Origin of the sequence: Tateyamaria sp. ANG-S1 (genome assembly GCF_000814025.1) — a bacterium.
GTDB lineage: Bacteria > Pseudomonadota > Alphaproteobacteria > Rhodobacterales > Rhodobacteraceae > Tateyamaria.
The window spans coordinates 728,128-753,738 of record NZ_JWLL01000006.1; the positions used below are offsets into that span (position 1 = coordinate 728,128).

Below are 25,611 nucleotides of genomic sequence, written 5' to 3' on the forward strand. Positions count from 1 at the left end.
CGCAAACACCGCGTTAGACGCAGCGTAACTTTCCAAGACAGGAGCCCTCCTCCCATGAGCACCATCATCGACATCCACGCCCGCGAAATCCTCGACAGCCGCGGCAACCCGACAGTTGAGGTCGATGTGACCCTCGAAGACGGCACTATGGGCCGCGCGGCCGTGCCCTCGGGCGCCTCGACCGGTGCCTACGAAGCTGTGGAAAAGCGCGACGGGGACAAGGCGCGCTATATGGGCAAGGGTGTTCTGGAAGCGGTCACCGCCGTGAATGGCGAGATCGCAGAAGCGCTGGTCGGCATCGACGCCACCGAACAGGTCGAACTTGACCGCGCGATGATCGAACTGGACGGCACCGACAACAAGGGCCGTCTGGGCGCAAACGCGATCCTGGGCGTGTCCATGGCCGCCGCAAAGGCTGCCGCCGATTGGACCTCGCAACCGCTCTACCGCTACGTGGGCGGCACCTCGGCCCGTATCCTGCCTGTCCCGATGATGAACATCATCAACGGTGGCGAACATGCCGACAACCCCATCGACATTCAGGAATTCATGATCATGCCGGTGGCTGCGGACAACATCCGCGAAGCCGTGCGTATGGGCTCAGAAGTGTTCCATACACTGAAGAAAGAATTGTCGGCTGCGGGTCTCTCCACCGGCATAGGCGACGAGGGCGGCTTTGCACCCAACATCAACTCCACCCGTGACGCACTTGATTTCATTTTGAAATCCATCGAAAAGGCTGGTTACAAGCCAGGTGATGACATCCACCTCGCCCTCGACTGCGCAGCCACAGAATACTTCAAAGACGGCAAATATGTCCTTGCGGGTGAAAACAAAACACTGACGTCGGACGAAAACGTCGCCTATCTCGAAGCGCTGGTGAACGACTACCCAATCATCTCGATCGAGGATGGCATGGGCGAAGACGACTGGGACGGCTGGAAGGCTCTGACCGACGCGATCGGCGACAAGGTCCAGCTTGTGGGCGACGACCTGTTCGTGACCAACCCCGCGCGTCTGGCCGACGGCATTTCACGCGGTTGCGCAAACTCCATGCTGGTAAAAGTCAACCAAATCGGCAGCTTGACGGAAACTCTTCAAGCCGTCGACATGGCCCACCGTGCCCGCTACACCAACGTCATGTCCCACCGCTCGGGCGAGACGGAGGACGCGACCATCGCCGACCTCGCCGTCGCCACCAATTGCGGCCAGATCAAAACCGGCTCGCTGGCCCGCTCAGACCGGCTGGCGAAATACAACCAGTTGATCCGGATCGAAGAGATGCTGGGCGAGACCGCAGAGTACGCAGGCCGCTCGATCCTGAAGTGATCGGCGACTTCGTCAAAGCCGTGGGCGGCACGATCGCCCACGTCACCGCCTCGACCAACGTGCGATCAATTCGCGCAAAAGGCCTTCGACCCGCCAGTCAGCTGGCAGCGGACGCGGGAATTGACCCAACGGACATCGCCCTGCGCAACCACCGAATGCAGGTCGGCCCCGCCACTCTGAACCACCAGAAACCGATCCTGCACGGCCTCAACGCCGCCCACCGCGTCCTTGACGACCACACACCGGAAAGCTGGGCGCATCAACTGGACCAACGGGTCTTCCTCTGGCCGGAACGCAAGGGCCAAGCCTTCGCCGCCTCCATCAAACGCGATCTTGCCATCACCATCCTCTGGCTCAACACGACCAAACTGGCCGAAGCATTCCGCGAGCATATAGACCTCAGCCCCATCAATTCCGGCAACTTTACCCAAGGCGGCGCACACGCCCGCCGGGGTGACTGGCTCTACGTCCCGCTGGCCGCCGGCCTCGACGCTTTCCGCCACAACCGCTCAAAACGCGGGCTCAAACGCACCCCCGACACGGTCACCGAAATCTCCCTCCGCTGCCCCATTGCACCCGACCTGCTGACCGACCTACTGATAGGGCATGACTGACCTCACCATACGCCCGGCCGCGCCGTCCGACATGGACGACATCGCCCGGCTCTGCTGGGCCTACCGCGCCCTTCTGATCGAGCGAGAGGCCGGGCTGCCGCCCATGACGGCCAAGTTCTATCCCGAAGACACCTATCGCGCCCTGATCGACGACCTTCCGCGCATCCACGCCCGCCCGCGCGGCGACATCCTGTTGGCAGAGATGGAGGGCACCGTCGTTGGATGCGCCATGTACTACCCGCTTGCCCTCGACGGCGTGACCGAGATCAAGCGCGTCTATGTCGACCCCAGCGCGCGAGGCACCGGCGCAGGTCGCAAATTGATCGAAACCACCATGGCCCACGCTCGTGCCGACGGCTACACCCGTATGGTCCTCGACACGATGGAACGACTAACTGAAGCCATCGCACTCTACGAGCGGCTGGGCTTCAAGCCCTGCGATCCCTACTACGACGTGCCGCCCGCCTTCCTGCCACACCTGCGCTACTATGAGCATCCGCTATGACCGCCGACGACATCATCGCCCACCTGCACCTGCAACCGCATCCCGAAGGCGGCCACTACCGCCAAACCTGGGTGGCCGAGAACGCGGGCCGCCCAACAGGCACCTGCATCTACTTCCTTCTGAAAGCGGGCGAAGCCAGCCACTGGCACAAGGTCGATGCCACCGAAATCTGGCTCTACCACGCAGGCGCCCCGCTCATTCTGTCGATGAGCGCCAGCGAAGAGACCCCCGCGAAGGACCACCTCCTGACCCCGGACCTGACCCAAGGCGCACCGCAACTCATTGTCCCCGAACACCACTGGCAAGCCGCGCGGACTACAGGTGACTACACGCTCGTCAGCTGCACCGTGTCCCCCGGCTTCCAGTTCGAGGGGTTCACGCTCGCACCTGAAGGCTTCGATATCCCTAGGGGTAGCTGACGGTGCCACCGCCCACCGCGGCCCGCACCCCAGTCGTCCCCGGACAAGACGTCGGCAACCCGCGCGCCACCCGCACGGCGAGATAGGCAAAGGCCTGCGCCTCCAGCATATCACCGTCCAGCCCGACATCTTCGACGGGTCGGACCGGACAGTCCAAAGACACCTCCAGCATCCGCATCAACACGGGATTGTGCCGCCCGCCTCCCGTCACCAGCACTTGCGACGGCGGAGACGGACAATGCTGCATGGCCTCCGCCACACCTGCCGCGCACATCGCCGTTAGCGTCGCTGCGGCATCCGCATCGCTCAACTCTTGGACCAGCCCCACCATCTCGGCAAAGTCGTTCCGATCCAGAGACTTCGGCGGCATCCGTGCAAAATACGGCTCGGCCAAGAACAACTCCAGCGCCCCTGTCTCCACCGTGCCCGACGCCGCAATGCGCCCACCCTCGTCAAAGGGCACGTCGCGCCGCACCTGCACCAGATCATTCACCGGCGCGTTGGCAGGCCCGGTGTCAAAGGCCAACAGCGCCCCTTCTTCCTCGGGCCGCTCCGCACTCGGATCGACCCAAGTCAAATTCCCCACACCGCCAAGGTTCAGAAACGCCACCGGACCCGTCGCCTTCATCCACTTTGCACAGGCGAAGTGAAAAAACGGGGCCAAGGGTGCGCCCTCGCCCCCCAACTCCACATCCGCACTGCGGAAATCCCAAACGACAGGGCGGTCAAGCGCACGCGCCAAGACCGCCCCATCGCCCAATTGCAAGGTGCCTTGCATCCGAGGTGCATGGGCCACGGTCTGTCCGTGAAACCCAACCAGATCAATGCCCTCAAAGCCGGACAGCAACGCCTCATGGACGGCCATCACAACCTCAGTCGCAGGCTCCAACGTTGGCCCGGACCAATGCCCGAGAGCCGCGCGCAACGCCGCGCGCTCCTCTTCCGAATACTCCCGATACCCGTGCGGCCCAAACCCGTGGATCGAAACACCATCGGTCTGCAACACCGCCGCATCGACCCCGTCCAAAGACGTGCCCGACATCGCCCCAAGGGCGGTTATGACCGCCCCTTTCTCTTTGACCTTATCCATGGCCTTTTCCTTTGCCCGTCCCCCGCTTATAGACTGCGCCGGAGCCGTTCCAAGGACAAGCCTAATGACCTACACCCCCCGATCCGATTTTGTGCACGTGATGCAAAGCCGCGGGTTCCTGGCCGATTGTACCGACATGCAGTCGCTGGACGAAGCGCTGCTGGTTCCGGGGCAAACGGCCTATATCGGCTTTGACGCAACGGCCAAGTCGCTGCACGTGGGCTCGCTCATCCAGATCATGATGCTGCGCTGGTTCCAAAAGACTGGGCACAAACCCATCACACTTATGGGCGGCGGCACGACCAAGGTGGGCGACCCCTCCTTCCGCGCCGACGAACGCCCACTGCTTGGCCCCGAACAGATCGACGCCAATATCGCGGGCATCAAACAGGTCTTCTCCGCTTACATCGACTACGATTCAGGCGCGCAGATGCTGAACAATGCCGAGTGGCTCGACGATCTGAACTACCTTGATTTCCTGCGCGACATCGGGCGGCACTTCTCGATCAACCGGATGCTGTCCTTCGAGAGTGTAAAATCCCGCCTCGATCGCGAACAGTCGCTGTCCTTCCTCGAATTCAACTACATGATCCTGCAAGCCTACGACTTCATGGAGTTGAACCGCCGCTACGGCTGCATCCTGCAAATGGGCGGCAGTGACCAATGGGGAAACATCGTCAACGGAATCGACCTCACCCGCCGCGTGATCCAGAAAGAGGTGTTCGGCCTGACCTCGCCGCTTTTGGAGACCTCCGACGGCAAGAAGATGGGCAAGTCCCAGTCTGGTGCCGTGTGGCTGAACGCGGAAATGCTGTCGCCGTACGAGTTCTGGCAGTTCTGGCGCAACACCACGGACGCCGATGTGGGTCGCTTCCTAAAGCTCTACACAGAATTGCCACTGGATGAATGCGACCGTCTTGGCGCGCTGCAAGGCTCCGAGATCAACGAAGCCAAGGCACACCTCGCGACAGAGGTCACGACCCTTCTGCACGGTTCTGAGGCGGCCGCAGCGGCGGCAGAGACCGCGCGCGAAGTCTTTGAAAAGGGCGGCGTCGGAGACGACCTGCCCACACTGACGCTCTCGGCAGATGATGTGGGCGACGGCATCTCCATCGTTCAGTTAATCGTCAAATCCGGCCTCGCCGCATCGGGTAAGGAAGCCAAGCGGCTCATTGCCGAAGGCGGCGCCAAGATGAACGACGTGCCCCTGACCGAAGCCGGAACAATGATCGACGCATTAACACTTTCGGAGCCAATCAAGCTCTCCGCAGGCAAAAAGCGCCACGCATTGGTCCAAATCGGTTAATCTTGGACCGTACGGTCAAATCTGTCCCCGCGGGGACAGATTACCCCAACCGCATCAAAATCGCCCGCGCCGCGCGCACGCCCGGGTCGGCGCCACCGCGCCCGAGCAGGTCCATGGTCAGTTCCATCGCGTCCCGCTGTGCCGATGGATCGGCCAGCAGGCCCTCCATCGCGCGCACCACGTTGTCGACGCTGAAATCCTTGCCCACCACCTCGGGCACCACGCGGGTCTCCGAAACATGGTTTATCAGGCTCCCGGTGTCGGTCGTAACCATCCGGCTGATGATAGCACGGCTGAGCCAATGCAGATCATAGGCGCTGACCATCGGCGTGCCCGCCGCCGCAAGCTCCAATGAGACGGTTCCGGAGGTCGCAAGCGCCACATCCGCCGCCGCGAAGGCGATCCGCTTTTCAGTGGCGGCAGCATCAGGATCCTGTCCCGTCGGATCCAGCACCAAGGGCTGGACAGGCCATTGAGAGACCGCATCGCGGACCAGTGGCGCAACCGCACCCGCAGCAGGCAGCACCAGCTTAATCTTTGGCCTGTCCTGCGCCAGTTGCCACAGCGCCGCCCCAAATGTCGGGGCCATCCGCTTGATCTCTCCGCGCCGCGACCCCGGCAGGACAAGCAGCAGCGGATCGGCATCGCGCAGTTCGTGCCGCGCCTTGAACGCTGCAACCTCTGCCACACTGGCGCGGGGCACTGTGGCCGCCGGATGGCCTACGAAGTCGCACGCCATGCCCTCGGCCTCCATAAAGGGTGGCTCAAACGGAAACAGCGCCAGCACATGGTCTATCATGGCTGCCATCTTCTTGGCCCGACCCGGCCGCCATGCCCACACGGTGGGTGCCACGTAGTGCACGGTGCGAATGTCGGACGCGGCCTTGACCAGCTTTGCGACACGCAGCGAAAAGTCGGGGCTGTCGATGGTAATCAGAACGTCCGGTTTCTGGTCAATGACAGCCTGCGCCGTCTCGGCAATCCGACGCTTCAAATGGCGGTATTTCGGCAGCACCTCTGCAATGCCCATGACGCTGAGTTCCGACATGTCAAACCGGCTCACCAGCCCCTGCGCCTGCATCAGCGGACCACCAATGCCGTCAAAGCTGACCTCTCGCGCCTCTTTCTTGAGCCCGGCCAGCAATGCCCCGCCAAGAGCGTCGCCCGACGGCTCGCCCGCCACAACAAAAACCCTTAGCGCACCCACAAAAACAGCCCCGCCTCATCCAGACGTCGCACAACCTCGTCCCGGTCCAGCACCATGACACCCTCCGCCTCCAGCACAAGCCCATCCAACCGCGCCGCAATCGCGGCACTTGCCGTGCTCGGACCGATGGTCGGCAGGTCGATCCTTCGGTCTTGTCCAGGTTTGGGGGCTTTGAAAAAGACACCACCGCTGGCTTGCGCCCGCGCTTCGGCCACGGGGCCAGACAGCCAGTCGGCGGCGTCGTCCAGCATGTCACCGACAAAGTCCATCGCGGCGGCAAACGGATCGTCACCCGCGGGTGGCATCGGTTTGACCGGCTTATCAAGCAACCCACGCAGCATGGCGTCTGTGCCCCGCGCATCCTCGCGCGCGATCACCTGACCGGCGCGGATCACGCAGGACTGCCCCTCATCGGCGCGGCCCTGCTCGACCGAGACTTGCTGGGCTGCCTTCACCTGCATGTCGATGTCATCCGGCACGGGCGTCCTAGTCAACACACCCGGGAGCGGCAGCAACTCGGGCACCAACTCATGCGCGCCGCGCACCGCCATATCCCGCGCTTCAAAGAGCGCAATGACAGCGCGCAGTGCGGCATCTTCGCCCGCTTTCACGGCCTTTGCGATCGCGGGCACAAGCGGCATCGTACGGGCATCAAGGCGCAAGGGATTGAAACCGGGGCGCTGGATGGCCCCGCAAAAGCAGACGTCTGTCACGCCGCGCTGCCGGAGCGTGTGGAGCAGCGTTCCGATGGTTTCGATCCGAAACCTGAGGTCGACGTCAAGACCGTCCGGCGCGTGGCCTTCGAGCGCACAAACAAGAGGTGGTGACGATTGCGCGCCTGCAACAGTAGCGGGGAGCGCGCCTGTTCCCGTGATCAGCGCCAGCATCACCGGGGCGTCAGGAACGACCGGTCGCTGTCGCCCATCACGAACGCCACGATCTCGCGCACATATGCGCTGTCGGTTTCCTTGCCCAACCGCTCGGCGCGGTCGTGAAACGTGCCCTCGCCTTGTGCCAGCATCTGGAACGCCGCGCGCAGCGCGGTGATGTCGCTGCGTGCCACGCCCTTGCGTTTCAAACCAACAAGGTTGAGACCATCAAGGTCCCCACGGGGTGCCTGTACGAGACCGTATGGTATGACGTCATTCGTCACCATGGTCACCGCACCGATGATCGCACCTTTACCGATGCGCACAAACTGGTGGATGCCCGACAAGCCGCCCACAATCACGTCATCTTCAATGATGCAGTGCCCCGCCACCGCGGCAGAGTTCACGACGATTACGCGGTCGCCGACATGGGCGTCGTGCGCGATATGGCATCCGGCCATAAACAAGCCGTCATCCCCGATCCGCGTGACGCCCCCGCCGCCTTCGGTGCCGCCGTTCATAGTCACATGCTCGCGGATACGGTTGCGTTTACCGATTACAAGGCGACTGGTCTCGCCCTTGAACTTGAGGTCCTGCGGCACTTCACCGATCACGGCAAAGGAGAAGATGGTTGTTCCCTCGCCCACATCGGTCTGACCGGTGACGACCACATGGCTTTTCAGCACCACGTCAGGTCCGATCACGACATCCGGGCCGACGACGCAAAACGGCCCTATCGTGGCTGTCGGATCAATCTGCGCGCCCGGCTCAATGACGGCGGACGGATGCACGCCTGCGCTGCTCATGCTTTGGGGATGTCCATCATGGCTGTAAATTCAACCTCGCACGCCATTTCGCCTTCAACCTCTGCCACGCCGGCGAACTTCCAGACCTTGGCGCCGGGTTTGCCGCGAGTTGTTGTCAACTTCAACTCTAGCACATCGCCGGGCACGACCATACGGCGGAATTTGCACTTGTCGATGGACATGAAGTAGACCAGCAGCTCTTTGTCGGCCAGATCAAGCGCAACACCCACCATCACGGCTGCGGTCTGTGCCATCGCCTCGACAATAGTGACGCCGGGCATAATCGGATGGCCAGGGAAATGGCCCTGAAAATGCGGCTCGTTCATGGTGACATTCTTGATGCCGGTGGCACTGGCGTGGCCGTCGATGTCGATCACCTTGTCCACCAGCAGGAACGGGTAGCGATGCGGGATAATCCGCTGGATCAGGCCGATATCAGCGGTTTTCAGTTCGGAAGTCATGCGGTGCTCGGCCCTTTTATCATTGGTCTGTTTTTGCCTAGCAAGAGCGGCGCAGGCCCGCAAGCGCGCCTATTGCTGCGCGTCGTCATCGCCCAGGCTCGCGTCCATGCGTTCAATTGCCAGATCGGTGATATCGATGGCGTTGGCACTGACGTAGACACTACGCTGTTCAAGGATCACGGCAGCCCCTGTGTCGCGCATGATCTCTTCTAGGACAGGCGCGGCTGAGGCCAGGAACCGATCCCGGTTCTGTTCCAGCAAGTCGGCAATTTCCCGGCTTTGCTCATCGCGATCACGGCGGATGGCTTCCACCCGGGCGTCAAATGCGTCTGCAAGAGCGCGAAACGCCTCTGGTGCCATATCGGAGCGCTGATCTGTCAGCGCCTGCTCTTCGGCTTCAAGCTCGGCCTCGATGCGGCGGTTGTCTTCGGACAGCGCGGACGTTCGCGCCTCGATCTCGTTCAATACCCGGCGCCCAAAGACGCTTTCGCGGTAAAACCGTTCGCTGTCTATTGTCAGGATTGGACTGCGCACGTCCTGCGCCGGAGATGCCGTGGCCCATGACAGGGCCACAAGCAAGACGGCAAGGGCGCGCGCAAGCCTGCCCATCTGGTCAGAATGTGGTCGAGATGGTCAGGTCGAAGCTTTGCTCGCGGTCAAATTCTTCCTTCTCGAGCGCGTTCGAGAAGTTCAGACGAAGCGGACCGATGGCCGTGTCCCACAGGATCGAGAACCCAATCACGTGGCGGAAAGACCCACCCTCACCCACGACGTTGCCGCCGGACAGGTCGACAGAGTCGAGATCCCACAGGTTGCCCACATCGTAGAAGAGGCCACCGCGGATCCCCAACTCTTCGGGCAAGCCGAGGGGGAATTCCGCCTCGAACCGTGCCGCGACAAAGATGTTGCCGCCAAGTGGATCAGGATCTTCGCCAGGGGTGTTCAAATCGCGGGGACCGATGCCGCCCGGTTCGAACCCGCGGATGATGTTAGGACCCAAGATAAAGCGGTCAACGGTGCGGTTGGTGCCACCGTTCCAGGCCAGGTATCCCGCTTCGAGAGACGCCCGCAGCGTCACCTCTTCGTTGAAGGCCAGCCGCTGGCCGACAATGCGCCCACGGGTGCGGATGAATTCTGCATCGCCACCGACGCCTGCAAAGTCCTGGGAAAACTCGAACAGCACGCCCGCATTGGGGTTCAGGCCTCCCTCGCGCGTGTCGTAGGTGTAGGTGTAGCCAATAGAAGACGCCACCTGCTCCCCAGCGTCGATCTCACGCTGAACGATAGTGCCATTGGTAATAGGGTCGCGCGCAATCTGTTCGTTGGCGGAGTAGTTGTAGTTGAGCTGAAGCCGCGCCCGTTCGCTGACAGGAAAGGTCAGGCTGGGACGGAATACGAGGGATTCCGTGTCGTAGTTTGCAAAGCTCGAGTCCGTCTCGCTGTATTGCAGGTTCAAGCCAAAGGCGACATTGCGACCCAGGAACGCTGGTTCAACGAAGGTGATGCCATATTGTTCGGATTCTTCGGCTGTTGAAAAGTTAAAGCCCAGCGTCTGTCCGCGACCCAAGAAATTGCGTTCCGTGAAGCTGACGATCAGTCCGAAGCCGTCATCCTGCGAGAACGCGCCACCAAAGTTCAGGGAGCCGGTTGGCTGTTCTTCAACGTCGACGTCAATTACCACCTGCTCGGGCGTCGATCCCTCGCGTGCGTTGACGTCGGCGACGGAAAAATAGCCAAGTGCACGGATACGCTCTGCCGCGTCGCGGATTTCGCGGGGGTTGAAGGGGTCCCCTTCAGCCACGCGGAACTGGCGGCGGATCACACGATCAAGGGTAGTGGTGTTTCCTTCGACGTCGATACGCTCAACAAAAACGCGCGGGCCGCGGCTGATCACGAATTCGACGTCCAGAGTGAGTTCGCGATCATTGCGTACGATGCGCGGTTCGACCCGCAGAAAGTCAACGCCGTCGCGCTGGCCCTGACGCTCCAACCTGGTGATTTCGTTTTCTACAAGCGTGGGCGAATAGATCACGCCCGGACGCACCCTGATCAATTCTTGGTAGGCGTCACCATCCACCGATGGAATTTCGCTGGTCACGGAAATGTCACCAAAGGAGAATTGCTGTCCTTCCTGCACGTTGAAGGTGAGGAAGAAGCCGTCACGCTCTTCTGTCAGCTGTGCGTTGGTGCTGACGATCCGGAAATCCACGTAGCCCCGTGAGTTATAGAAGTCGGTCAGGACCTGGCGGTCGAACTGGATACGATCCTCAACCAGCGTGTCCGTCTGGATCAAAGTTCGTAAAAAGCCCGCCTGTTTCGTGTCGAGCACACGACGCAGACGGCGGTCGGAATAGACGCGGTTGCCGACGAAGCTGATCCGCTCCACCTCGACTACATCGCCCTCGAATACTTCAAAGACGAGGTCCACGCGGTTGTCCGAACGCCGAATGATGCGCGGCGTGACACGCGCCGCAACGCGACCCTGGGTGCTGTAGGCTTCGGCGATTGCACTTGCGTCGCGCTCGGCCTGGGCGGGCGAGAACACGCGGCGTTCCTGGCTTTGCACGGTGGCTGCCAGCGCCTCGTCATCGACGCGGCGGTTGCCTTCGTAGGAGATGCGATTGATCGTCGGGAATTCCGCTACGGTGATCAGCAGCGTGCTGCCTTGCGCCGCGACGGACACGGTTTCGAACAAACCGCTGTTTTCCAGGTTCTGGCGCGCGGCGTTGACCTGGCCCGCGGTCAGCGTCTGGCCCGGTGCGATTCCTGCGCGTGCGATCACCGCGGCGTCGCCAACCCGCTGATTGCCGTCCACGACAATGCGCGAAAACTGAAAGCTCTGCGCCTGCGCCGGGGCCATTGAGGCCACCCAAGACACTGACACCAGTGCGAAAATTGCTGCTCTAAAAAACGCCTTGCGCCCGCACTGTTGTGCCTGCGCGATTACGCCCCTCAACCCCAGTCCCATGGTTTTGCCCCACGTGTTCAGACATCCAATACTGACGTGAGTAACGGCATTGCGAGGTGTTGTCAAAAGCGCAAAACCCCGTGGATCATCACGAGGCAGGTAGCACATCTTGTGGATTAGTGGCGGTGGCTAGAGACTGCCCAACCAAGCTCCTGCGGCCAGCGCACCGGCCAAGGTCGCGACATAAAGGGCGCGATCCCAGTTCAGCATCATCAACAGGCTCAGGCCCCGGTATCCGCTTTGAAGTGTTTGCATCGTTTCATCCTCTGACGGATGTGAACTACAAACAGATTGCGGCAGCAGATGGGGCCAATTGTGGCAGGATTGGGGCATGTGCCCCGAGCCGCTTCCGACCTACGGGCAGAAAAGATCATTGCCCACAGCAAAGAGCATGAGACTAAGAACCAGCGTCAATCCCACAGTCATCAGCACACGCAGCGCACCGTCGCTGGGCGGTTTACCGGTCACGGCCTCGTAAGCGTAGAACACGAGATGCCCACCATCGAGTGCCGGGATCGGAAAGAGGTTCAGCAGACCAACGGCCGTGGACAACACCGCAATGAACCAGACAAAGCTTTGCGCGCCCTGGCTTGCCATCGTGCCAGACACCTGGGCGATTCCAATCGGGCCAGACAGGTTGCAGGTGCTGATGGCCCCCGTGATCATATGGCCAAGGCCGGAAATCGACCCGGTGATAATCCGCCATGTCTGCTCAACACCACCGGTGACAGCATCGACAACGCCGGGCGCCTCGCTTGCCGGATCAAACGCATTTCCGCTGGCAACCCCGATCCGCCATTGTGTGGCAAACCCGCCACCGTCCTGCGGTTCGTCAACCCGTTTGGGCGCGAGGCTTTTCTCCAGCGTCTCGCCATCCCGCCATACGCCAAGCTCCAGAGTTGCGCCGTTCGACCCCTCGACCGCGTTGACCAACTGGCGGAAGGCAAATACCGGCTCGCCGTTGATCGAGGTGATCACATCGCCCTGCTCAAGCCCAGCGGCGAGCGCTGCGCTGCGTGGCGTAACAGACCGTACAAGGGGCGGACGCAGATACGGGCCCTGCACCACCATCCGTTCGCCGTCACGTTCGACCGTGTAGTCCAGCTGTGGCGCAATGCGCAGGTTGTCGATCAAATCGGCATAAGCCGGGTCCGACAGACTGGGAACAGGCGTTCCGTCAATTTCCAGAATCACATCGCCCGCCTGCAGGTCCTGTGTTTCGGTCGGCAGCGTATAAAGCTCACCCACTGTCAGTGGATCGCGCGGAACACCATTTGAATAGCCAACGATGGCAAAGACCATGATCGACAGCGCGAAGTTGAACACCGGACCCGCCGCGACCGTCGCCGCCCGCGCCCACAATGGCGCGCCGTGCATCGTGCGGCGCAGGGCCTTGGGGTCTGCGGCAGCGGCTTCCATGGCCACCTCGTCCTTGCCCGAGGCGGCGTTGGCATCCCCTGCGAATTTTACGTAGCCGCCAAAGGGAAGTGCCGCGATCTGCCACTTGGTTCCGCGCTTGTCCAAGCGGCTCCAGATCACTGGACCGAAGCCGATGGAAAACACGTCAGCGTGGATGCCTGACCAGCGGCCCACGATGTAGTGCCCATATTCATGGATCGCGACGATCACACTGAGCGCCACAACGAAAAAGAAGATGGTCCAGGCAAAACCGCCAAAGGCGGGTATCAAGGCCGAAATGTCCAAGGGTATTTATCCTGCTTTATGCTCGATCACGTCGCGGGCGGCTTGTCGTGCCATTTGGTCCGCAGCGTATACGTTATCAAGGGTCATTGGGGCATCAATATGGCCGGGATCAGTGTCATTGAGCACCTGTTCGACGACCTGCGCCATGGTCTGAAAGCCAATATGGCCCACGATAAACCCATCCAGTGCCGTTTCCTTGGCCGCGTTGAACACAGCCCCAGACAGCCCGCCCCGTTCCATCACCTCGCGTGCGAGCCGAAGGGCGGGCCAGCGTTTTTCGTCCGGCGGACGGAAGGTGAGCGCGCCGATTTGCGCGAGGTCCAGCCGTTCGACGGGCAGCGCGCGGCGGTCGGGCCAATGAAGCGCGTAGCCGATGGCGTGACGCATATCGGCTGGTCCAACATGGGCCATCAATGCGCCGTCGTTGAAACCGACCATGGCATGGATCATCGACTCAGGGTGGACCAGCACCTCAATCTGATCGGGGCGAACATCGAAATATTCACGTGTTTCAATGAGCTCCAGCGCCTTGTTGAACATCGACGCGCTGTCGATTGTGATGCGCTGCCCCATGTCCCAATTGGGATGCGATGACGCCTCGGCCAGCGTGGCGTCGGCCAGCTTGTCCAGCGGCCAGTCGCGAAAGGCGCCGCCGCTTGCGGTGATGATGATCCGCTCGACTGCGTCCATGTCCTCGCCCACGAGCGCCTGAAACACGGCGGAGTGTTCGCTGTCCACCGGCAAGAGGCGGGCATTGTTTGCCTTGGCCGTCGACAGGATCAATTGGCCCGCGCAGACCAGCGACTCTTTGTTCGCAAGGGCAAGGGTTGCGCCCTGCTGCAATGCGCAAATGCCGGGGGCCAGCCCTGCCGCACCGACGATGGCGGACATGACCCAATCGGTGGGTCGGCACCCCGCTTCGGTCAGCGCCGCTTGCCCTGCTGCGGCTTCGACCCCGGTGCCCTGCAACGCCGCGCGCAGATCTTCGAGCCGCGTTTCATCTGCGGTCACAGCGATGTCAGCACGCAGGCGGATCGCGTCACGCGCCAGTTGGTCGATATTCGCGGCCCCGGTCAGCGCCACAACATCGTAGGCGTCGGGATCGCGTGCGATGAGGTCGATGGTGTTTTGCCCGATAGAGCCGGTTGCCCCGAAGATCGACACACGGCGGGTCACAAGACACCCCCGGGAAAGCCCGAGACCTGGCCGAGCATCAGAAGGAACACCGACGCGCCCAGCATCCCGTCGAACCGGTCAAGCACGCCGCCATGGCCGGGTATGAGGGCCGAGCTGTCCTTGACCCCCATGCGGCGCTTCATAGCGCTTTCGCCGATATCGCCCATCTGGCTGGCCATCGACAACGCAATCGAGACACCGACTAACTGGGCAGTTGCTTCGGTATTGATGGCAAAAACCGCACCCACGACCCCTGCCCCGATCCAGCCTGCCACGGTGCCGGACCACGTCTTCTTGGGGCTGACACGCGGCCAGAATTTAGGCCCGCCAAAGGTGCGGCCCGCGAAATAGCCCACGACGTCCGTGACCACGACCACCATCACGAGCCAGGTCATCCAGCCAAAGCCCAGATCGTCGCGCACCTGCATCATGCCAAATCCAGCCATTAGAACGAGCACGGTAAAGATCATGTAGGTGGAGCGGTTCTTTGCCAGTTGCCCCAGCCCGACCATACAGGGCGCCAGCAGGATCGGCAGGGCAAAGCCCACAGGCAGGTAGATCGCCAAAAGGACCGCAGCCCCCGACACCGCACCAAGCTGGATGGCCAGGCTTGATTGTGTCGGCGACACCATACGCACCAGTTCCCACACCATCAGGCCGCAGACGATGGCCACCAGTACGTGGAACACATCACCGCCCATCCAGATGCCCCAGATACCGATCAGCACCATCAGCAGCCCCGAGCCCATGCGGGCGGCGAGATCGGACCACTTCTCGTTCACGTCTTGACCCCGCCGAACCGCCGGTCGCGTACGCCGTAGGAGGCACAAAGACGGGTGAACTCCTCGCGGCTGAAATCGGGCCAGAGCGTGTCGATGAACTCGTATTCGGAATAGGCGGATTGCCAGAGCAGGAAGTTAGAAATCCGCGCCTCACCGCTGGTGCGGATCACAAGGTCCGGGTCGGGCAAGACGTAAGTATCCAAGTACTTGGGCAGCGTTTCTTCGTCCACATCATCAGGATGCAGCGCGCCATCAGCCACGTCACGGGCCAGACGCTGGGTGGCGCGGGCCACTTCGTCCCGCCCGCCATAGTTCAGCGCAATGGTCAGGTTCACGGTGGTGTTGCCGGAGGTGAGCTCTTCCAACTCGTCCATGAGTGAAATCAGCTTGGCATCCAGACGCACGCGGTCCCCGATAAAGCGGACGCGCGCGCCAAATTCGTTCAGCGACCGGGTTTCCTTGGAAATGTAGCGCCGAAAGAGGCTCATCAGCCCGGCCACTTCAACCTGGGTCCGCTTCCAGTTTTCAGTCGAGAAGGCAAAGATCGTCAGGTATTCGACCCCGATATCCGGGCAGGTTTCCACGACCTCGCGCACGCGCCTTGCGCCGGCATGGTGACCGAACAGACGCGGACGCCCCCGTCGGGTGGCCCAGCGTCCATTGCCGTCCATAATGATGGCGACGTGGCGTGGGCCGGTATGTGAGGCATCTGCGATAGTGCTGTCCTTGGCTGTCTTCGGCGATGGTCGCCCGGCTGGCTTCGCCCTTTAGTCCGGTGCTCCGCCCTTTAACGACCCAAACGCTCCCCCGGAGCGTTTGCCGGGCCGGAGGCCCGGTCCGGTCGTTAAACCTGCATGATCTCGCTTTGTTTGGTTTCGAGTGCCGTATCAACGGACTTGATGAATTTGTCCGTCATCTCCTGCACTTCGTCTTGCCACAGCTTCTCGTCGTCCTCGGACATACCGTCAGCCTTGGCTTTCTTGATCTGGTCCATGCCATCGCGGCGCACGTTGCGGATGCTGACCCGCGCGTTTTCGGCATAGCTGCCCGCGACCTTGCCCAACTCGCGACGTCGTTCTTCGTTCAACTCGGGGATGGGCAGCATGATGATGGTGCCGTTGAGCTGCGGGTTGATGCCCAACCCGCTTTCCCGAATGGCCTTTTCCACCTTGCCCACTAACCCCTTGTCCCAGACGTTGACCGTGACCATGCGCGGTTCAGGCACGTTCACGGTGCCCACCTGGTTGATAGGCGTCATCGAGCCATAGGCATCGACCATCACCGGCTCAAGCATAGAGGCAGACGCGCGCCCTGTGCGCAGCGATGCAAATTCAGTCTTGAGGTTGGCCATGGCCCCGTCCATCCGGCGCTCAAGGTCGTCTGTGTCCAGCATGAAATCGTCAGACATGGTATTCCCCGTGTTTCTTCTTGTCGCCCAATTGGCGTTTGACATGCATATAAATCAAGCCGCGCGCATATGACCAGCGCGAGTTGCGCCGCTTAGCCCTGTACGCGCGTGAAGGTGCCGTTGCCTTCCAGAATTTCCTTGAAACCGCCGGGCGTATCCAGAGGGAAGACAATCAGCGGCAGGTTGTTGTCGCGCGCAAGCGCGATGGCAGAGGCATCCATAACCGCCAGCCGCTTGGCGAGCACCTCGTCATAGGTCACGACATCGAAGCGTTTGGCATCCGCGTGTTTCTTGGGATCCTTGTCATAGACGCCATCGACACCGTTCTTGCCCATGAATATCGCTTCGCAGGACATCTCATTCGCGCGCAGGGTCGCGGCAGTGTCCGTGGTGAAATACGGGTTGCCTGTACCGGCGGCAAAGATGCAGACCCGCTTCTTTTCCAGGTGACGCACGGCGCGGCGGCGGATGTAGGGTTCGGCCACCTCATTCATGGTGATCGCTGAAATCACGCGGGTGAAGACGCCCAGCCCCTCCAGCGCAGACTGCATGGCCAGCGCGTTCATCACCGTAGCGAGCATCCCCATGTAGTCGGCGGTCGTCCGCTCCATCCCCTGAGCCGAGCCCTGCAATCCGCGGAACACGTTGCCGCCGCCGATCACCATGCAGATCTCGACACCCATGTCGTGGACCGACTTCACTTCCAGTGCAATCCGCTCGACCGTCGGCGGGTGCAGACCAAAGCCCTGATCGCCCATCAGCGCCTCGCCCGAGATCTTCAACATGACCCGCTTGAACTTCGCCTGTGTTTCGGTCTCGGTCATGGTGCGTCCCCGCTCTTTGAATTTGCGCGCAACCTGTCCTAAATGCGGCAGGTTTTCAATGGACGACACGACATGATCCGCGACCTTATCGCCAAATTGTCCAAGGACTTGCCGGTTCTGATTGCCGGACCGACTGCCTCGGGCAAATCCGCGCTGGCCTTGGCCATTGCAGAAGCACAGGGCGGGGTCATCGTGAACGCCGATGCGAGTCAGATCTATGACTGTTGGCGGGTGCTGACCGCCCGACCTTCGACAGAGGAAGAGGCGCGCGCGCCGCATCTTTTGTATGGCCATGTTGCCTATGACGCGCCCTACTCAACCGGGCATTGGTTGCAGGAAGTGACGCCGTTGCTGGGTGGCCCGCGCCCCATCATCGTGGGCGGTACGGGGCTGTACTTCAGCGCGCTGACCGAAGGTTTGGCGGATATTCCGGCCACGCCCCCCGACATTCGGGCTCTGGCGGATACTCTGGATGTTGCCGCAATGCTCGCGGATCTTGATCCCGAGACGATCAGCCGGATCGACAGTGCAAACCGCGCCCGCGTGCAGCGCGCGTGGGAGGTGCAGCAAGCCACAGGTCAGCCATTGGCCCATTGGCAGGATCAGACCCGGCCCCCGGTTCTGAAAGCCGGTAGCTTTACCGGCATCGTCATGGAGAGCCCCAAGGAATGGCTGACCCCGCGCATCGAGGCCCGCTTTGACCAAATGCTGAAAGGTGGCGCGCTGGACGAAGCCCGGGCGATGCAGGATCGCTTCGATCCCGCCCTGCCCGCCTGCCGCGCCATCGGGGCGGCAGAGGCGATGGCGGTGCTGCGGGGCGAGATCGATCACGACACCGCCGTCGAACGTGCCACAATCGCAACCCGCCAATATGCCAAGCGGCAGCGCACGTGGTTTCGCGCACGGATGGCGGATTGGCACCGGATTTCGTCCCCTGACCTGGTCGCCACTTGACATATTCCATAGCGTTGACGCCATTCTTGTGGGGAAGCGCGTCGTTGACTTGTCGAAAACGGACCATCACCCATGTCCTTGCCGCCGGTCGAAATCAAACCGTTGAGCCAGCTGACACTTGGTCAGGACTGGCGGATCGCGCTGGCCCATGACCGGCCACAGCATGCCGTCATCTGGGTGACCCGTGGACAGGGGCGGTTGTTGCTGAACGGGACACGGCGCGGCGTCGGCACGCACAACGCGCTCACGATCCCGCCGCATACGCTGTTTTCGCTGGATCTGGGTCGGCAAGGTGTCGGAATGGCCGCGCTGATCCCGGACGGCACGGAGGTACGCCTGCCCCTTGGCCCGCGCCAGTTGCGGATACGAGACGTGGATGCCATCGGCGAGTTGACCGGCATCTTTGAAGCCGCACATCGGGAAACGACCCAAGGCAAGGCGCTGGCGCAGGATGCTATTGATGCGCAGATGTCGCTTTTGTCGGTCTGGCTCAGACGTCAGATCGCCCTACCCGAAAACTTGCCCACAGCAATGAATGCCGCAGCGCGTTTGAGCGCGCGGTTCTGCGAACGGGTGGCCCGCGGTCATGCAAGCGGGTTGTCGATGGCGGAACATGCCGCTGAACTTGGCGTCACCGCTACCCACCTGACCCGCGCCTGCAAGGCAGCGACCGGGCGGACGGCAGCCGATCTGCTGACCGAACGCATCCTGTATGCCGCACGCACAGCACTTGTTGAGACGACCGTTCCCGTGCAGGATATCGCCCGGCACCTGGGCTTTGGTTCGGCGGCCTATTTCACCCGTTTCATGCAGCAGCACACCGGTCAAACCCCCACTGCACTGCGCAAAGCCGCGCGGTAGGGCGGCGCAGCGAATCCATTGCCCAACACTGGCGATGTCGCAAACAGGATAGGCAAATGTCGCAAACGTGTTCTGATTTCTGAAACCGCCCCGTTGACCTGTGTGCCTATCTGTTGCCTCATAAGGTCAGGGAACAACAAAGATCGCAGATGTGCACGAAGACGTCCGGAACGAACCGGACACACGCACAGGGGACCACCACTTGGGTCTGCTTCGGTTACTGGGGGCGTCAGTGTAGGCACAATCACCACCACTTCCATCTTGTGGTTCATCCGAGCCATGCCAGAGGCGTCGACCAAAGAACGCCCGGTAGTCAAAAGCGGCGGCAAAGACCCGCCTGCAAGCCACCCAACAGGGGCGACATATGGGACTTTTCATTCTCCGACGATTGGGCGTGATGCTGCTGACGGCCTTGTGCCTGACGTTCATCGTGTTCTTTCTGACCAACCTCTACCCGAACCTCGAAAAGCTGGCCAAGACCCAGGGCAATTTCCGTATGACGGACGAGGCCGTGGCAAGCTGGCTAGATGACCGCGGGTACATTGACAACACGTTTGTGAAGTATGGCCGCTGGCTGGGTGTAGTGCCCGGTTGGGTTACGGAGAAAGACGACGGTATCGTCACCGGACAGTGTTTCGCAGAAAATGCGCCGGTCGAGGAGCGCGCGACGTTCTGTGGCGTGCTGCAAGGCGACTGGGGCTTTTCACTGGTCTTTAAGGATGAGGTCAGCAACATCGTGGCGACCCGGCTCGCGGCAACAGGCAAGCTGATGGGGTTTGTGCTGCTCGTAATGGTGCCGATGTCGCTGATCGTGGGCGTACTTGCGGGGATGCGTGAGGGGTCGGGGCTGGACCGGTCGCTGTCCACCTTCTCCATCGCGACGACGGCAACGCCCGAATATGTGTCGGGCGTGATATTCATTGCGATCTTCGCCTCATCCGCCTTTGGTCTGAAGTGGTTCAAGGGGTCGGCGACGCAAGCCATCGAGAACGCAACATTCGAGAACTTCACCCTGCCCGTCCTGACCATTGCGCTTTATGGCATGGGCTACATCGCGCGGATGACGCGGGCGAGTATGACCGAGGTGATGACCGCGCAATACATCCGAACGGCGCGGCTCAAGGGCGTGAGTTTCGGCAACATCGTCCTCAAACATGCTCTTCGCAATGCGCTCATCGCCCCCTTTACGGTCATCATGCTGCAAATCCCGTGGCTGCTGAACGGTGTGGTCATTGTCGAGACACTCTTCAACTACAAGGGCTTCGGCTGGCTGCTGGTGCAAGCTGCAGGCAACAACGACATTGAGTTGCTGCTCGCCGTGTCGGTCGTATCCGTCGTCGTGGTGCTGATCACGCAGCTGATCTCGGACATCGGCTACGTGTTCCTCAACCCCCGCATTCGCATTTCCTAAGGAGGCAAACCCATGGACGCTTTGACATGGACAGGCCCACTTGGGCAATTTCTGGACCCGGCGTTGTACGTACTCAGCGCAGTCTTTCTGGTCGCAGTGCTGGTGCAAATCGTGATGAGCGTGGCAACCGGCGGATCGCGCATCGTCACGAACCCGGATGGCACACTCAGTTCTGCGGGCGGGGCGTATGACCTGTCGGCCACCGCCACGCGCTGGACCGGCTTCGCGCTTTTATTGGTGATACTAGCGTATATCGCACTTGGCGTATTTGGCGGCCCCGCCACCACCGGCATCATAGGCGGGATGAGCCAACAACTGATCCCGGTCTGGATCGCGCTGATCGTTACGTTCGCGCTGTCGATCACCTTCAAACGCAAGCTTGGTCTTTACGGCAAACTGTTCGATTCCACGGTGGGCATGATCGGTTTCGCGCTGGTGATGTTCTGGGTCTATGCGGGCGCGATGGCTGGCCTCTTCGACTGGATCACCACCCATGACAGCCTCAGCCAGGTGTCCGGCATGAAGAACAAGGTGCCCGGCACGCCGATGCGCGGGGCCGAGGACGGCGAGTATGCCTGGTATCTGCTGGGCGGCGACAATCTTGCCCGCGACGTGTTCAGCCGCCTATTCAAAGGCGCGTGGATCGTGGTCCAGATCGCACCGCTGGCCACGCTCTTTGCGTTCATGGTGGGCATCACGCTGGGCCTGCCCGCGGGCTACTATGGCGGTCGGTTGGATGCGTTCCTGTCATTCCTCGCCAACCTGATTCTCGCCTTCCCTGTGATCCTGCTGTTCTACCTGCTGGTCACGCCGGAGATCGTGGCGACGGGCATTCCCAACTACATGGCGACCGTCCTGTTCGTCTTCCCGCTGATCTTTGTCGGCGTCCTGCTGAACTCGCGCTACTATACGCAGCCGAGTTTCCGCACGCCGCTTTTGATCATCGTGTTGGGGATCATGGGCTGGATCTACCTTTCACTGATCTCGGACGGTGGGACCAAGGTCGCGGTGCTGCCGGAGTTCCTGGACCTTTTCGACATTGACCCCGGTATCCTCGTGGTGTTCGTGTCGGTCGTATTCGTCAACGCGCCTACGGTGTTTCGGATCGTGCGGGGCCTCGCCCTCGACATCAAGACGCGGGACTACGTGGCTGCCGCTCAGACCCGCGGCGAAGGGCCCTGGTACATCATGCTGTGGGAGATCCTGCCCAACGCACGCGGACCGCTGATTGTCGATTTCTGCCTGCGCATCGGCTACACTACGATCCTTTTGGGCACCTTGGGGTTCTTTGGCCTCGGCCTGCAAAGCGAGAGCCCGGATTGGGGAACAACCATCAATGCGGGCCGGCGTTTGTTGTCGGTCTATCCGCACGCGGCCATCGCACCAGCTTTGTCGCTGCTCACATTGGTTCTGGGGCTGAACCTGTTGGCGGACGGGCTGCGTGAAGAAAGCCTGAAGGACTGAGTTGACACCGTAGGACTGGGGCGCTGCCCCAGACCCAGAGGTATTTTTAGCCAGAAGAAAGCCAAAGATGCGCGAACTGGCGGGGAGAAATGAAGATGGCGAAACAGGACTATGACGGCCCGATCCTCGAGATCGACAAGCTGAGCATTTCCTTCTTCACGCGGCTGCGGGAAATTCCTGCGGTCATGGACTTTTCGGTGACGGTACAGCCCGGTGAAGCCGTCGGGCTGGTCGGAGAATCCGGGTGCGGTAAGTCGACCGTGGCCCTAGGCGTCATGCAGGATCTGGGCAAGAACGGGCGGGTTGTAGGCGGATCGATCAAGTTCAAGGGCCGCAATCTGGGCAAGATGAGCATGGAAGAGCTGCGAGACATTCGCGGCTCGGAAATCGCGATGATCTATCAGGAGCCAATGGCGTCACTGAACCCGGCCATGAAAATCGGCAAACAGCTGATGGAAGTGCCCATGATCCATCAGGGCATGAGCGAAAAGGACGCCTACGACCGTGCTTTGCAGGTGGTCACGGACGTAAAGCTGCCGGACCCCAAGCGCATCCTCAACAGCTTTCCGCATCAGCTGTCGGGCGGGCAACAACAGCGCATCGTCATCGCGATGGCTTTGATGTCCGAGCCGTCGCTCCTTATCCTCGACGAGCCGACCACCGCACTGGATGTGACGGTCGAAGCCGCGGTGGTCGAACTGGTCAAGGACCTGGGCAAGAAATACGGCACCTCGATGCTGTTCATCTCGCACAACCTCGGCCTCGTGCTGGAAACCTGCGACCGCATTTGTGTGATGTATTCGGGCGAAGCCGTCGAACGCGGCAGCATCAAACAGGTGTTCGACGAGATGCAGCACCCCTACACTCAGGCGCTGTTCCGCTCGATCCCCCTGCCCGGCGCGGACAAGAACGCGCGCCCCTTGGTGGCGATCCCCGGCAACTTCCCCTTGCCCCATGAACGCCCGCCCGGCTGCAATTTCGGGCCGCGCTGCGACTATTTCGAAGAAGGCCTGTGCAACCAGGACAAAGCGATCCCGATGTTTCCAGCCAATGACGATGGCAGCCACGAAACCCGCTGCCTGAAGTTCAAGGAGATTGATTGGAACGCCCCACTGACGTTGGGCGAACAGAAAGAAAAGGGCGAGGTCGGCGATGTTGTCCTGAAGATGGACAACCTCAAGAAGTATTATGAGGTCGCGGCCTCTGCCCTCTTTGGCGGTGGCAACAAGAAGGTGGTCAAGGCCAATGAAACGCTGAGTTTCGAGGCGCGGGAATCCGAGACACTGGCGATTGTGGGTGAATCCGGTTGCGGCAAGTCCACCTTTGCCAAGGTGCTGATGGGGCTTGAGACGGCGACTGAGGGCACGATTGCCTTGGGCAACAAGCCGATTCAGGACGTGCCGATTGAAGAGCGCGACACGCAAACCGTCGCCGACGTGCAGATGGTGTTCCAGAACCCCTTTGACACGCTGAACCCGTCCATGACCGTGGGTCGTCAGATCATCCGCGCGCTTGAGATTTTCAAGGTTGGCAAGAACGAAGCGGAGCGCAAACAGCGTATGCTGGAATTGCTTGATCTGGTGAAACTGCCCCGCGCCTTTGCGGACCGGATGCCACGGCAGTTGTCAGGCGGGCAGAAGCAGCGCGTCGGCATCGCCCGCGCCTTTGCCGGTGATGCGCGGATCGTGGTGGCGGATGAACCCGTCTCCGCCCTCGACGTGTCGGTGCAGGCGGCCGTGACCGACCTGCTGATGGAGATCCAGCGCGAGCAGAAGACGACGCTCCTGTTCATCAGCCACGATCTGTCCATCGTGCGCTATCTCAGCGACCGGGTGATGGTCATGTATCTGGGGCACGTGGTCGAACTGGGGACGACCGAACAGGTCTTTGCCCCGCCTTACCACCCGTACACAGAGGCCCTGTTGTCTGCCGTGCCCATCGCGGACACATCGGTTGAAAAACAGCACATCGTGCTCGAAGGCGACATTCCGTCCGCCATGAACCCACCGCCCGGATGCCCGTTCCAAACGCGCTGTCGCTGGAAATCAGACGTTCCGGGCGGTCTGTGTGAAAAAGAGGTGCCGCCCGTGCGCCATCTGGCGGAGGGGCATCAGGTCAAATGCCACCTGGCCGATGACATCCTTGCGCGGATGGAGCCGGTGATCAAAATTGCAGCAGAGTGATCAAACCGCGTTCGTGGCCGCTGTGTAGTTCTCCATGAACTGCCAGAAGGCCGGTATGGCCGTCGTTTCGGCCCAATAGCGCAAGTCAGTCGCATTCAGTGCCAGCACACCTGCGCAATAGGCCGTCCAGAACTGCAACGCGCGCTTTGCAGTCCGGGACAGGATCAATGTCCAGAGAAAGCCAAGTGGGCCCATAACAACAGCGGCGATACAGGCAGCCATCATCATGTCTGCGGCCAACAGACCGTACAGGGTGGTGTAGTCCAGCGTGATCAGGAACAGAAAACCAATGTTGGACGCGAAAAGCATCCCGGCAATCGCCCCGGCGATCCCTCCGGCCGCGAGCATATCAAGGTGGACGCGCCGCGCCGACCGGCTTTGGTGGATCAACTTGGGCTTCGTCACAACCACATCACGCGCATTCAGCGTGTGCCCCTTGTTGATGCGCGTCACCCGTTCGTCAAATGTGGATTGTCCCGGTTTCATGCCTACTCTCAGCCCTTGTCCTACCGGGTGGGCTACACTTTGGTCGTGGCATGTTTGTGGCAGATACGACGTGACGTAGCGGCAACCCTTAGCTGCCCCAGATCACCTTCACGTAATTGCGTGTCTCGCGGAAGGGCGGCACGCCGTTGTATTTCTTCACGGCCCCCGGCCCCGCATTGTAGGCGGCCAGCGCCAGACGCCAGCTTCCAAAGGTGCGGTACTGTTCCTTGAGATAGCGCGCACCGCCATCAAGGTTTTGCGCCGGATCCTCACGATCAACGCCCAGGCTGCGCGCCGTCGCAGGCATCAACTGTGCCAGACCATATGCGCCCTTGTGCGACTTCGCCTTGGAGTTCCAACCGCTCTCTTGCTGGACGAGACGTAGGAACAGATCCTCGGGCACGCCGTGACGGCGAGCGGCGTCCCTCGCCATGTTCAGATAGGGACCGCGATACTTTCCAGTAAATCGCTTGGTTTCCGCGTCCCACTTGGTCGGTGTGACGACCTTGCGCGGCTGCAGCCGGACCGAATTCGAGTATTGCTTGGAGGCGCGATTGTCCAAAACCTTGGTCTGGGATTTGAACAGGCTGTTCCGGTTTTTCGATGACAGGTTCTGCGCCATGGCCGCATCTGCAACGAAGGCGGCGACAATCGCCCCAACCCAGAATGCTCGCATCTTCACCGTCCCCCAGCTCGTACACTGCCATCGTTTCTTGACGCGCAATATACGGCTTTTTCTCCAGTTTGCTACCTCTGAGATTTAAGTCTGCGTTAACCAAGTGTA

General features: G+C 61.2%; 26 protein-coding genes. 10 read left to right on the top strand and 16 right to left on the bottom strand.

Annotated features, from left to right (window positions below; translation table 11 throughout):
* The first annotated feature begins 54 nt into the window (after positions 1–54).
* Genes eno through RA29_RS14970 form a run of 4 tightly spaced genes read left to right on the top strand, consistent with a single transcriptional unit; the run spans position 55 to position 2,867 of the window.
* Positions 55–1,329 (top strand): phosphopyruvate hydratase, encoded by a 1,275-nt coding sequence (gene eno, locus RA29_RS14955; protein ID WP_039687226.1) that lies wholly within the window; start codon positions 55–57, stop codon positions 1,327–1,329.
* Positions 1,326–1,943 carry a hypothetical protein gene (locus tag RA29_RS14960; RefSeq protein WP_039687228.1) on the top strand — a complete coding sequence of 206 codons (618 nt, stop codon included), beginning with the start codon at positions 1,326–1,328 and terminating at the stop codon, positions 1,941–1,943. The genes eno and RA29_RS14960 overlap by 4 nt, the downstream gene beginning before the upstream one ends.
* The gene (locus RA29_RS14965) at positions 1,936–2,448 is read left to right on the top strand and encodes a GNAT family N-acetyltransferase (protein ID WP_039687230.1); all 513 of its coding nucleotides are present in this window, start codon (positions 1,936–1,938) and stop codon (positions 2,446–2,448) included. The genes RA29_RS14960 and RA29_RS14965 overlap by 8 nt, the downstream gene beginning before the upstream one ends.
* Positions 2,445–2,867: a cupin domain-containing protein gene (locus RA29_RS14970; protein ID WP_039687232.1), complete on the top strand. Its 423-nt coding sequence runs from the start codon at positions 2,445–2,447 to the stop codon at positions 2,865–2,867. Before RA29_RS14965 ends, RA29_RS14970 begins: the two co-directional genes overlap by 4 nt.
* Here RA29_RS14970 and RA29_RS14975 read toward each other — a convergent pair.
* Positions 2,854–3,957 carry an anhydro-N-acetylmuramic acid kinase gene (locus tag RA29_RS14975; RefSeq protein WP_039687234.1) on the bottom strand — a complete coding sequence of 368 codons (1,104 nt, stop codon included), beginning with the start codon at positions 3,955–3,957 and terminating at the stop codon, positions 2,854–2,856. The two genes, RA29_RS14970 and RA29_RS14975, sit on opposite strands and share 14 nt — an antisense overlap.
* Positions 3,958–4,021: 64 nt before the next feature.
* On the opposite strand from RA29_RS14975, the gene tyrS reads away from it, so the two are divergent.
* A complete protein-coding gene (gene tyrS, locus RA29_RS14980; RefSeq protein ID WP_039687236.1) occupies positions 4,022–5,263 on the top strand; it encodes a tyrosine--tRNA ligase in 1,242 nt (413 codons plus the stop codon).
* A 40-nt stretch (positions 5,264–5,303) separates the two neighbouring features.
* Here tyrS and lpxB read toward each other — a convergent pair whose 3' ends face one another.
* From lpxB to pyrH, 13 genes are all read right to left on the bottom strand, one after another.
* Positions 5,304–6,470, bottom strand: coding sequence for a lipid-A-disaccharide synthase (lpxB, locus tag RA29_RS14985; protein WP_039687238.1), 1,167 nt, complete (start codon positions 6,468–6,470; stop codon positions 5,304–5,306).
* The gene (lpxI, locus tag RA29_RS14990; protein ID WP_039687240.1) at positions 6,458–7,357 is read right to left on the bottom strand and encodes a UDP-2,3-diacylglucosamine diphosphatase LpxI; all 900 of its coding nucleotides are present in this window, start codon (positions 7,355–7,357) and stop codon (positions 6,458–6,460) included. The genes lpxB and lpxI overlap by 13 nt, the downstream gene beginning before the upstream one ends.
* Positions 7,357–8,145 carry an acyl-ACP--UDP-N-acetylglucosamine O-acyltransferase gene (lpxA, locus tag RA29_RS14995; RefSeq protein ID WP_039687242.1) on the bottom strand — a complete coding sequence of 263 codons (789 nt, stop codon included), beginning with the start codon at positions 8,143–8,145 and terminating at the stop codon, positions 7,357–7,359. The genes lpxI and lpxA overlap by 1 nt, the downstream gene beginning before the upstream one ends.
* Entirely contained in the window at positions 8,142–8,606 is a 465-nt protein-coding gene (gene fabZ / locus RA29_RS15000) for a 3-hydroxyacyl-ACP dehydratase FabZ (protein WP_039687243.1), read from the bottom strand. The genes lpxA and fabZ overlap by 4 nt, the downstream gene beginning before the upstream one ends.
* Positions 8,607–8,675: 69 nt before the next feature.
* Complete coding sequence (locus tag RA29_RS15005; RefSeq protein ID WP_039687246.1) at positions 8,676–9,215, bottom strand: OmpH family outer membrane protein; 540 nt, start codon at positions 9,213–9,215, stop codon at positions 8,676–8,678.
* A 4-nt stretch (positions 9,216–9,219) separates the two neighbouring features.
* The gene (gene bamA, locus RA29_RS15010; protein WP_052249671.1) at positions 9,220–11,466 is read right to left on the bottom strand and encodes an outer membrane protein assembly factor BamA; all 2,247 of its coding nucleotides are present in this window, start codon (positions 11,464–11,466) and stop codon (positions 9,220–9,222) included.
* A gap of 237 nt (positions 11,467–11,703) precedes the next feature.
* Positions 11,704–11,829, bottom strand: coding sequence for a hypothetical protein (locus RA29_RS23775; RefSeq protein WP_275041508.1), 126 nt, complete (start codon positions 11,827–11,829; stop codon positions 11,704–11,706).
* Positions 11,830–11,928: 99 nt separating this feature from the next.
* Positions 11,929–13,278: an RIP metalloprotease RseP gene (gene rseP, locus RA29_RS15015; RefSeq protein ID WP_039687248.1), complete on the bottom strand. Its 1,350-nt coding sequence runs from the start codon at positions 13,276–13,278 to the stop codon at positions 11,929–11,931.
* Positions 13,279–13,284: 6 nt separating this feature from the next.
* Positions 13,285–14,454, bottom strand: coding sequence for a 1-deoxy-D-xylulose-5-phosphate reductoisomerase (gene dxr / locus RA29_RS15020; protein WP_039687250.1), 1,170 nt, complete (start codon positions 14,452–14,454; stop codon positions 13,285–13,287).
* Complete coding sequence (locus RA29_RS15025) at positions 14,451–15,203, bottom strand: phosphatidate cytidylyltransferase (protein ID WP_052249705.1); 753 nt, start codon at positions 15,201–15,203, stop codon at positions 14,451–14,453. Before RA29_RS15025 ends, dxr begins: the two co-directional genes overlap by 4 nt.
* Positions 15,204–15,232: 29 nt before the next feature.
* Positions 15,233–15,952, bottom strand: coding sequence for a polyprenyl diphosphate synthase (gene uppS, locus RA29_RS15030; protein ID WP_039687254.1), 720 nt, complete (start codon positions 15,950–15,952; stop codon positions 15,233–15,235).
* Between the two features lie 128 nt (positions 15,953–16,080).
* Positions 16,081–16,644, bottom strand: a complete 564-nt coding sequence (frr, locus tag RA29_RS15035) for a ribosome recycling factor (protein ID WP_039687256.1) — start codon at positions 16,642–16,644, stop codon at positions 16,081–16,083.
* Positions 16,645–16,736: 92 nt separating this feature from the next.
* The gene (pyrH, locus tag RA29_RS15040) at positions 16,737–17,468 is read right to left on the bottom strand and encodes a UMP kinase (RefSeq protein ID WP_039687858.1); all 732 of its coding nucleotides are present in this window, start codon (positions 17,466–17,468) and stop codon (positions 16,737–16,739) included.
* 72 nt (positions 17,469–17,540) lie between these two features.
* On the opposite strand from pyrH, the gene miaA reads away from it, so the two are divergent.
* The 5 genes from miaA (at position 17,541) to RA29_RS15065 (ending at position 24,341) form a co-directional block, all read left to right on the top strand.
* Positions 17,541–18,422 carry a tRNA (adenosine(37)-N6)-dimethylallyltransferase MiaA gene (miaA, locus tag RA29_RS15045; protein WP_039687258.1) on the top strand — a complete coding sequence of 294 codons (882 nt, stop codon included), beginning with the start codon at positions 17,541–17,543 and terminating at the stop codon, positions 18,420–18,422.
* Between the two features lie 72 nt (positions 18,423–18,494).
* Positions 18,495–19,283, top strand: coding sequence for an AraC family transcriptional regulator (locus RA29_RS15050; RefSeq protein WP_039687259.1), 789 nt, complete (start codon positions 18,495–18,497; stop codon positions 19,281–19,283).
* 364 nt (positions 19,284–19,647) lie between these two features.
* A complete protein-coding gene (locus tag RA29_RS15055; RefSeq protein WP_039687262.1) occupies positions 19,648–20,694 on the top strand; it encodes an ABC transporter permease in 1,047 nt (348 codons plus the stop codon).
* Between the two features lie 12 nt (positions 20,695–20,706).
* On the top strand, positions 20,707–22,158 hold the full coding sequence (locus RA29_RS15060) for an ABC transporter permease (protein WP_039687263.1): 1,452 nt from the start codon (positions 20,707–20,709) through the stop codon (positions 22,156–22,158).
* Positions 22,159–22,253: 95 nt separating this feature from the next.
* Positions 22,254–24,341, top strand: a complete 2,088-nt coding sequence (locus tag RA29_RS15065; RefSeq protein ID WP_039687860.1) for an ABC transporter ATP-binding protein — start codon at positions 22,254–22,256, stop codon at positions 24,339–24,341.
* On the opposite strand, the gene RA29_RS15070 is transcribed toward RA29_RS15065, so the two are convergent.
* Together RA29_RS15070 and RA29_RS15075 are read right to left on the bottom strand one after the other, a co-directional pair.
* Entirely contained in the window at positions 24,342–24,827 is a 486-nt protein-coding gene (locus RA29_RS15070; protein ID WP_039687265.1) for a hypothetical protein, read from the bottom strand.
* 88 nt (positions 24,828–24,915) lie between these two features.
* Positions 24,916–25,449, bottom strand: coding sequence for a lytic transglycosylase domain-containing protein (locus tag RA29_RS15075; protein ID WP_241462630.1), 534 nt, complete (start codon positions 25,447–25,449; stop codon positions 24,916–24,918).
* Positions 25,450–25,611 lie beyond the last annotated feature (162 nt).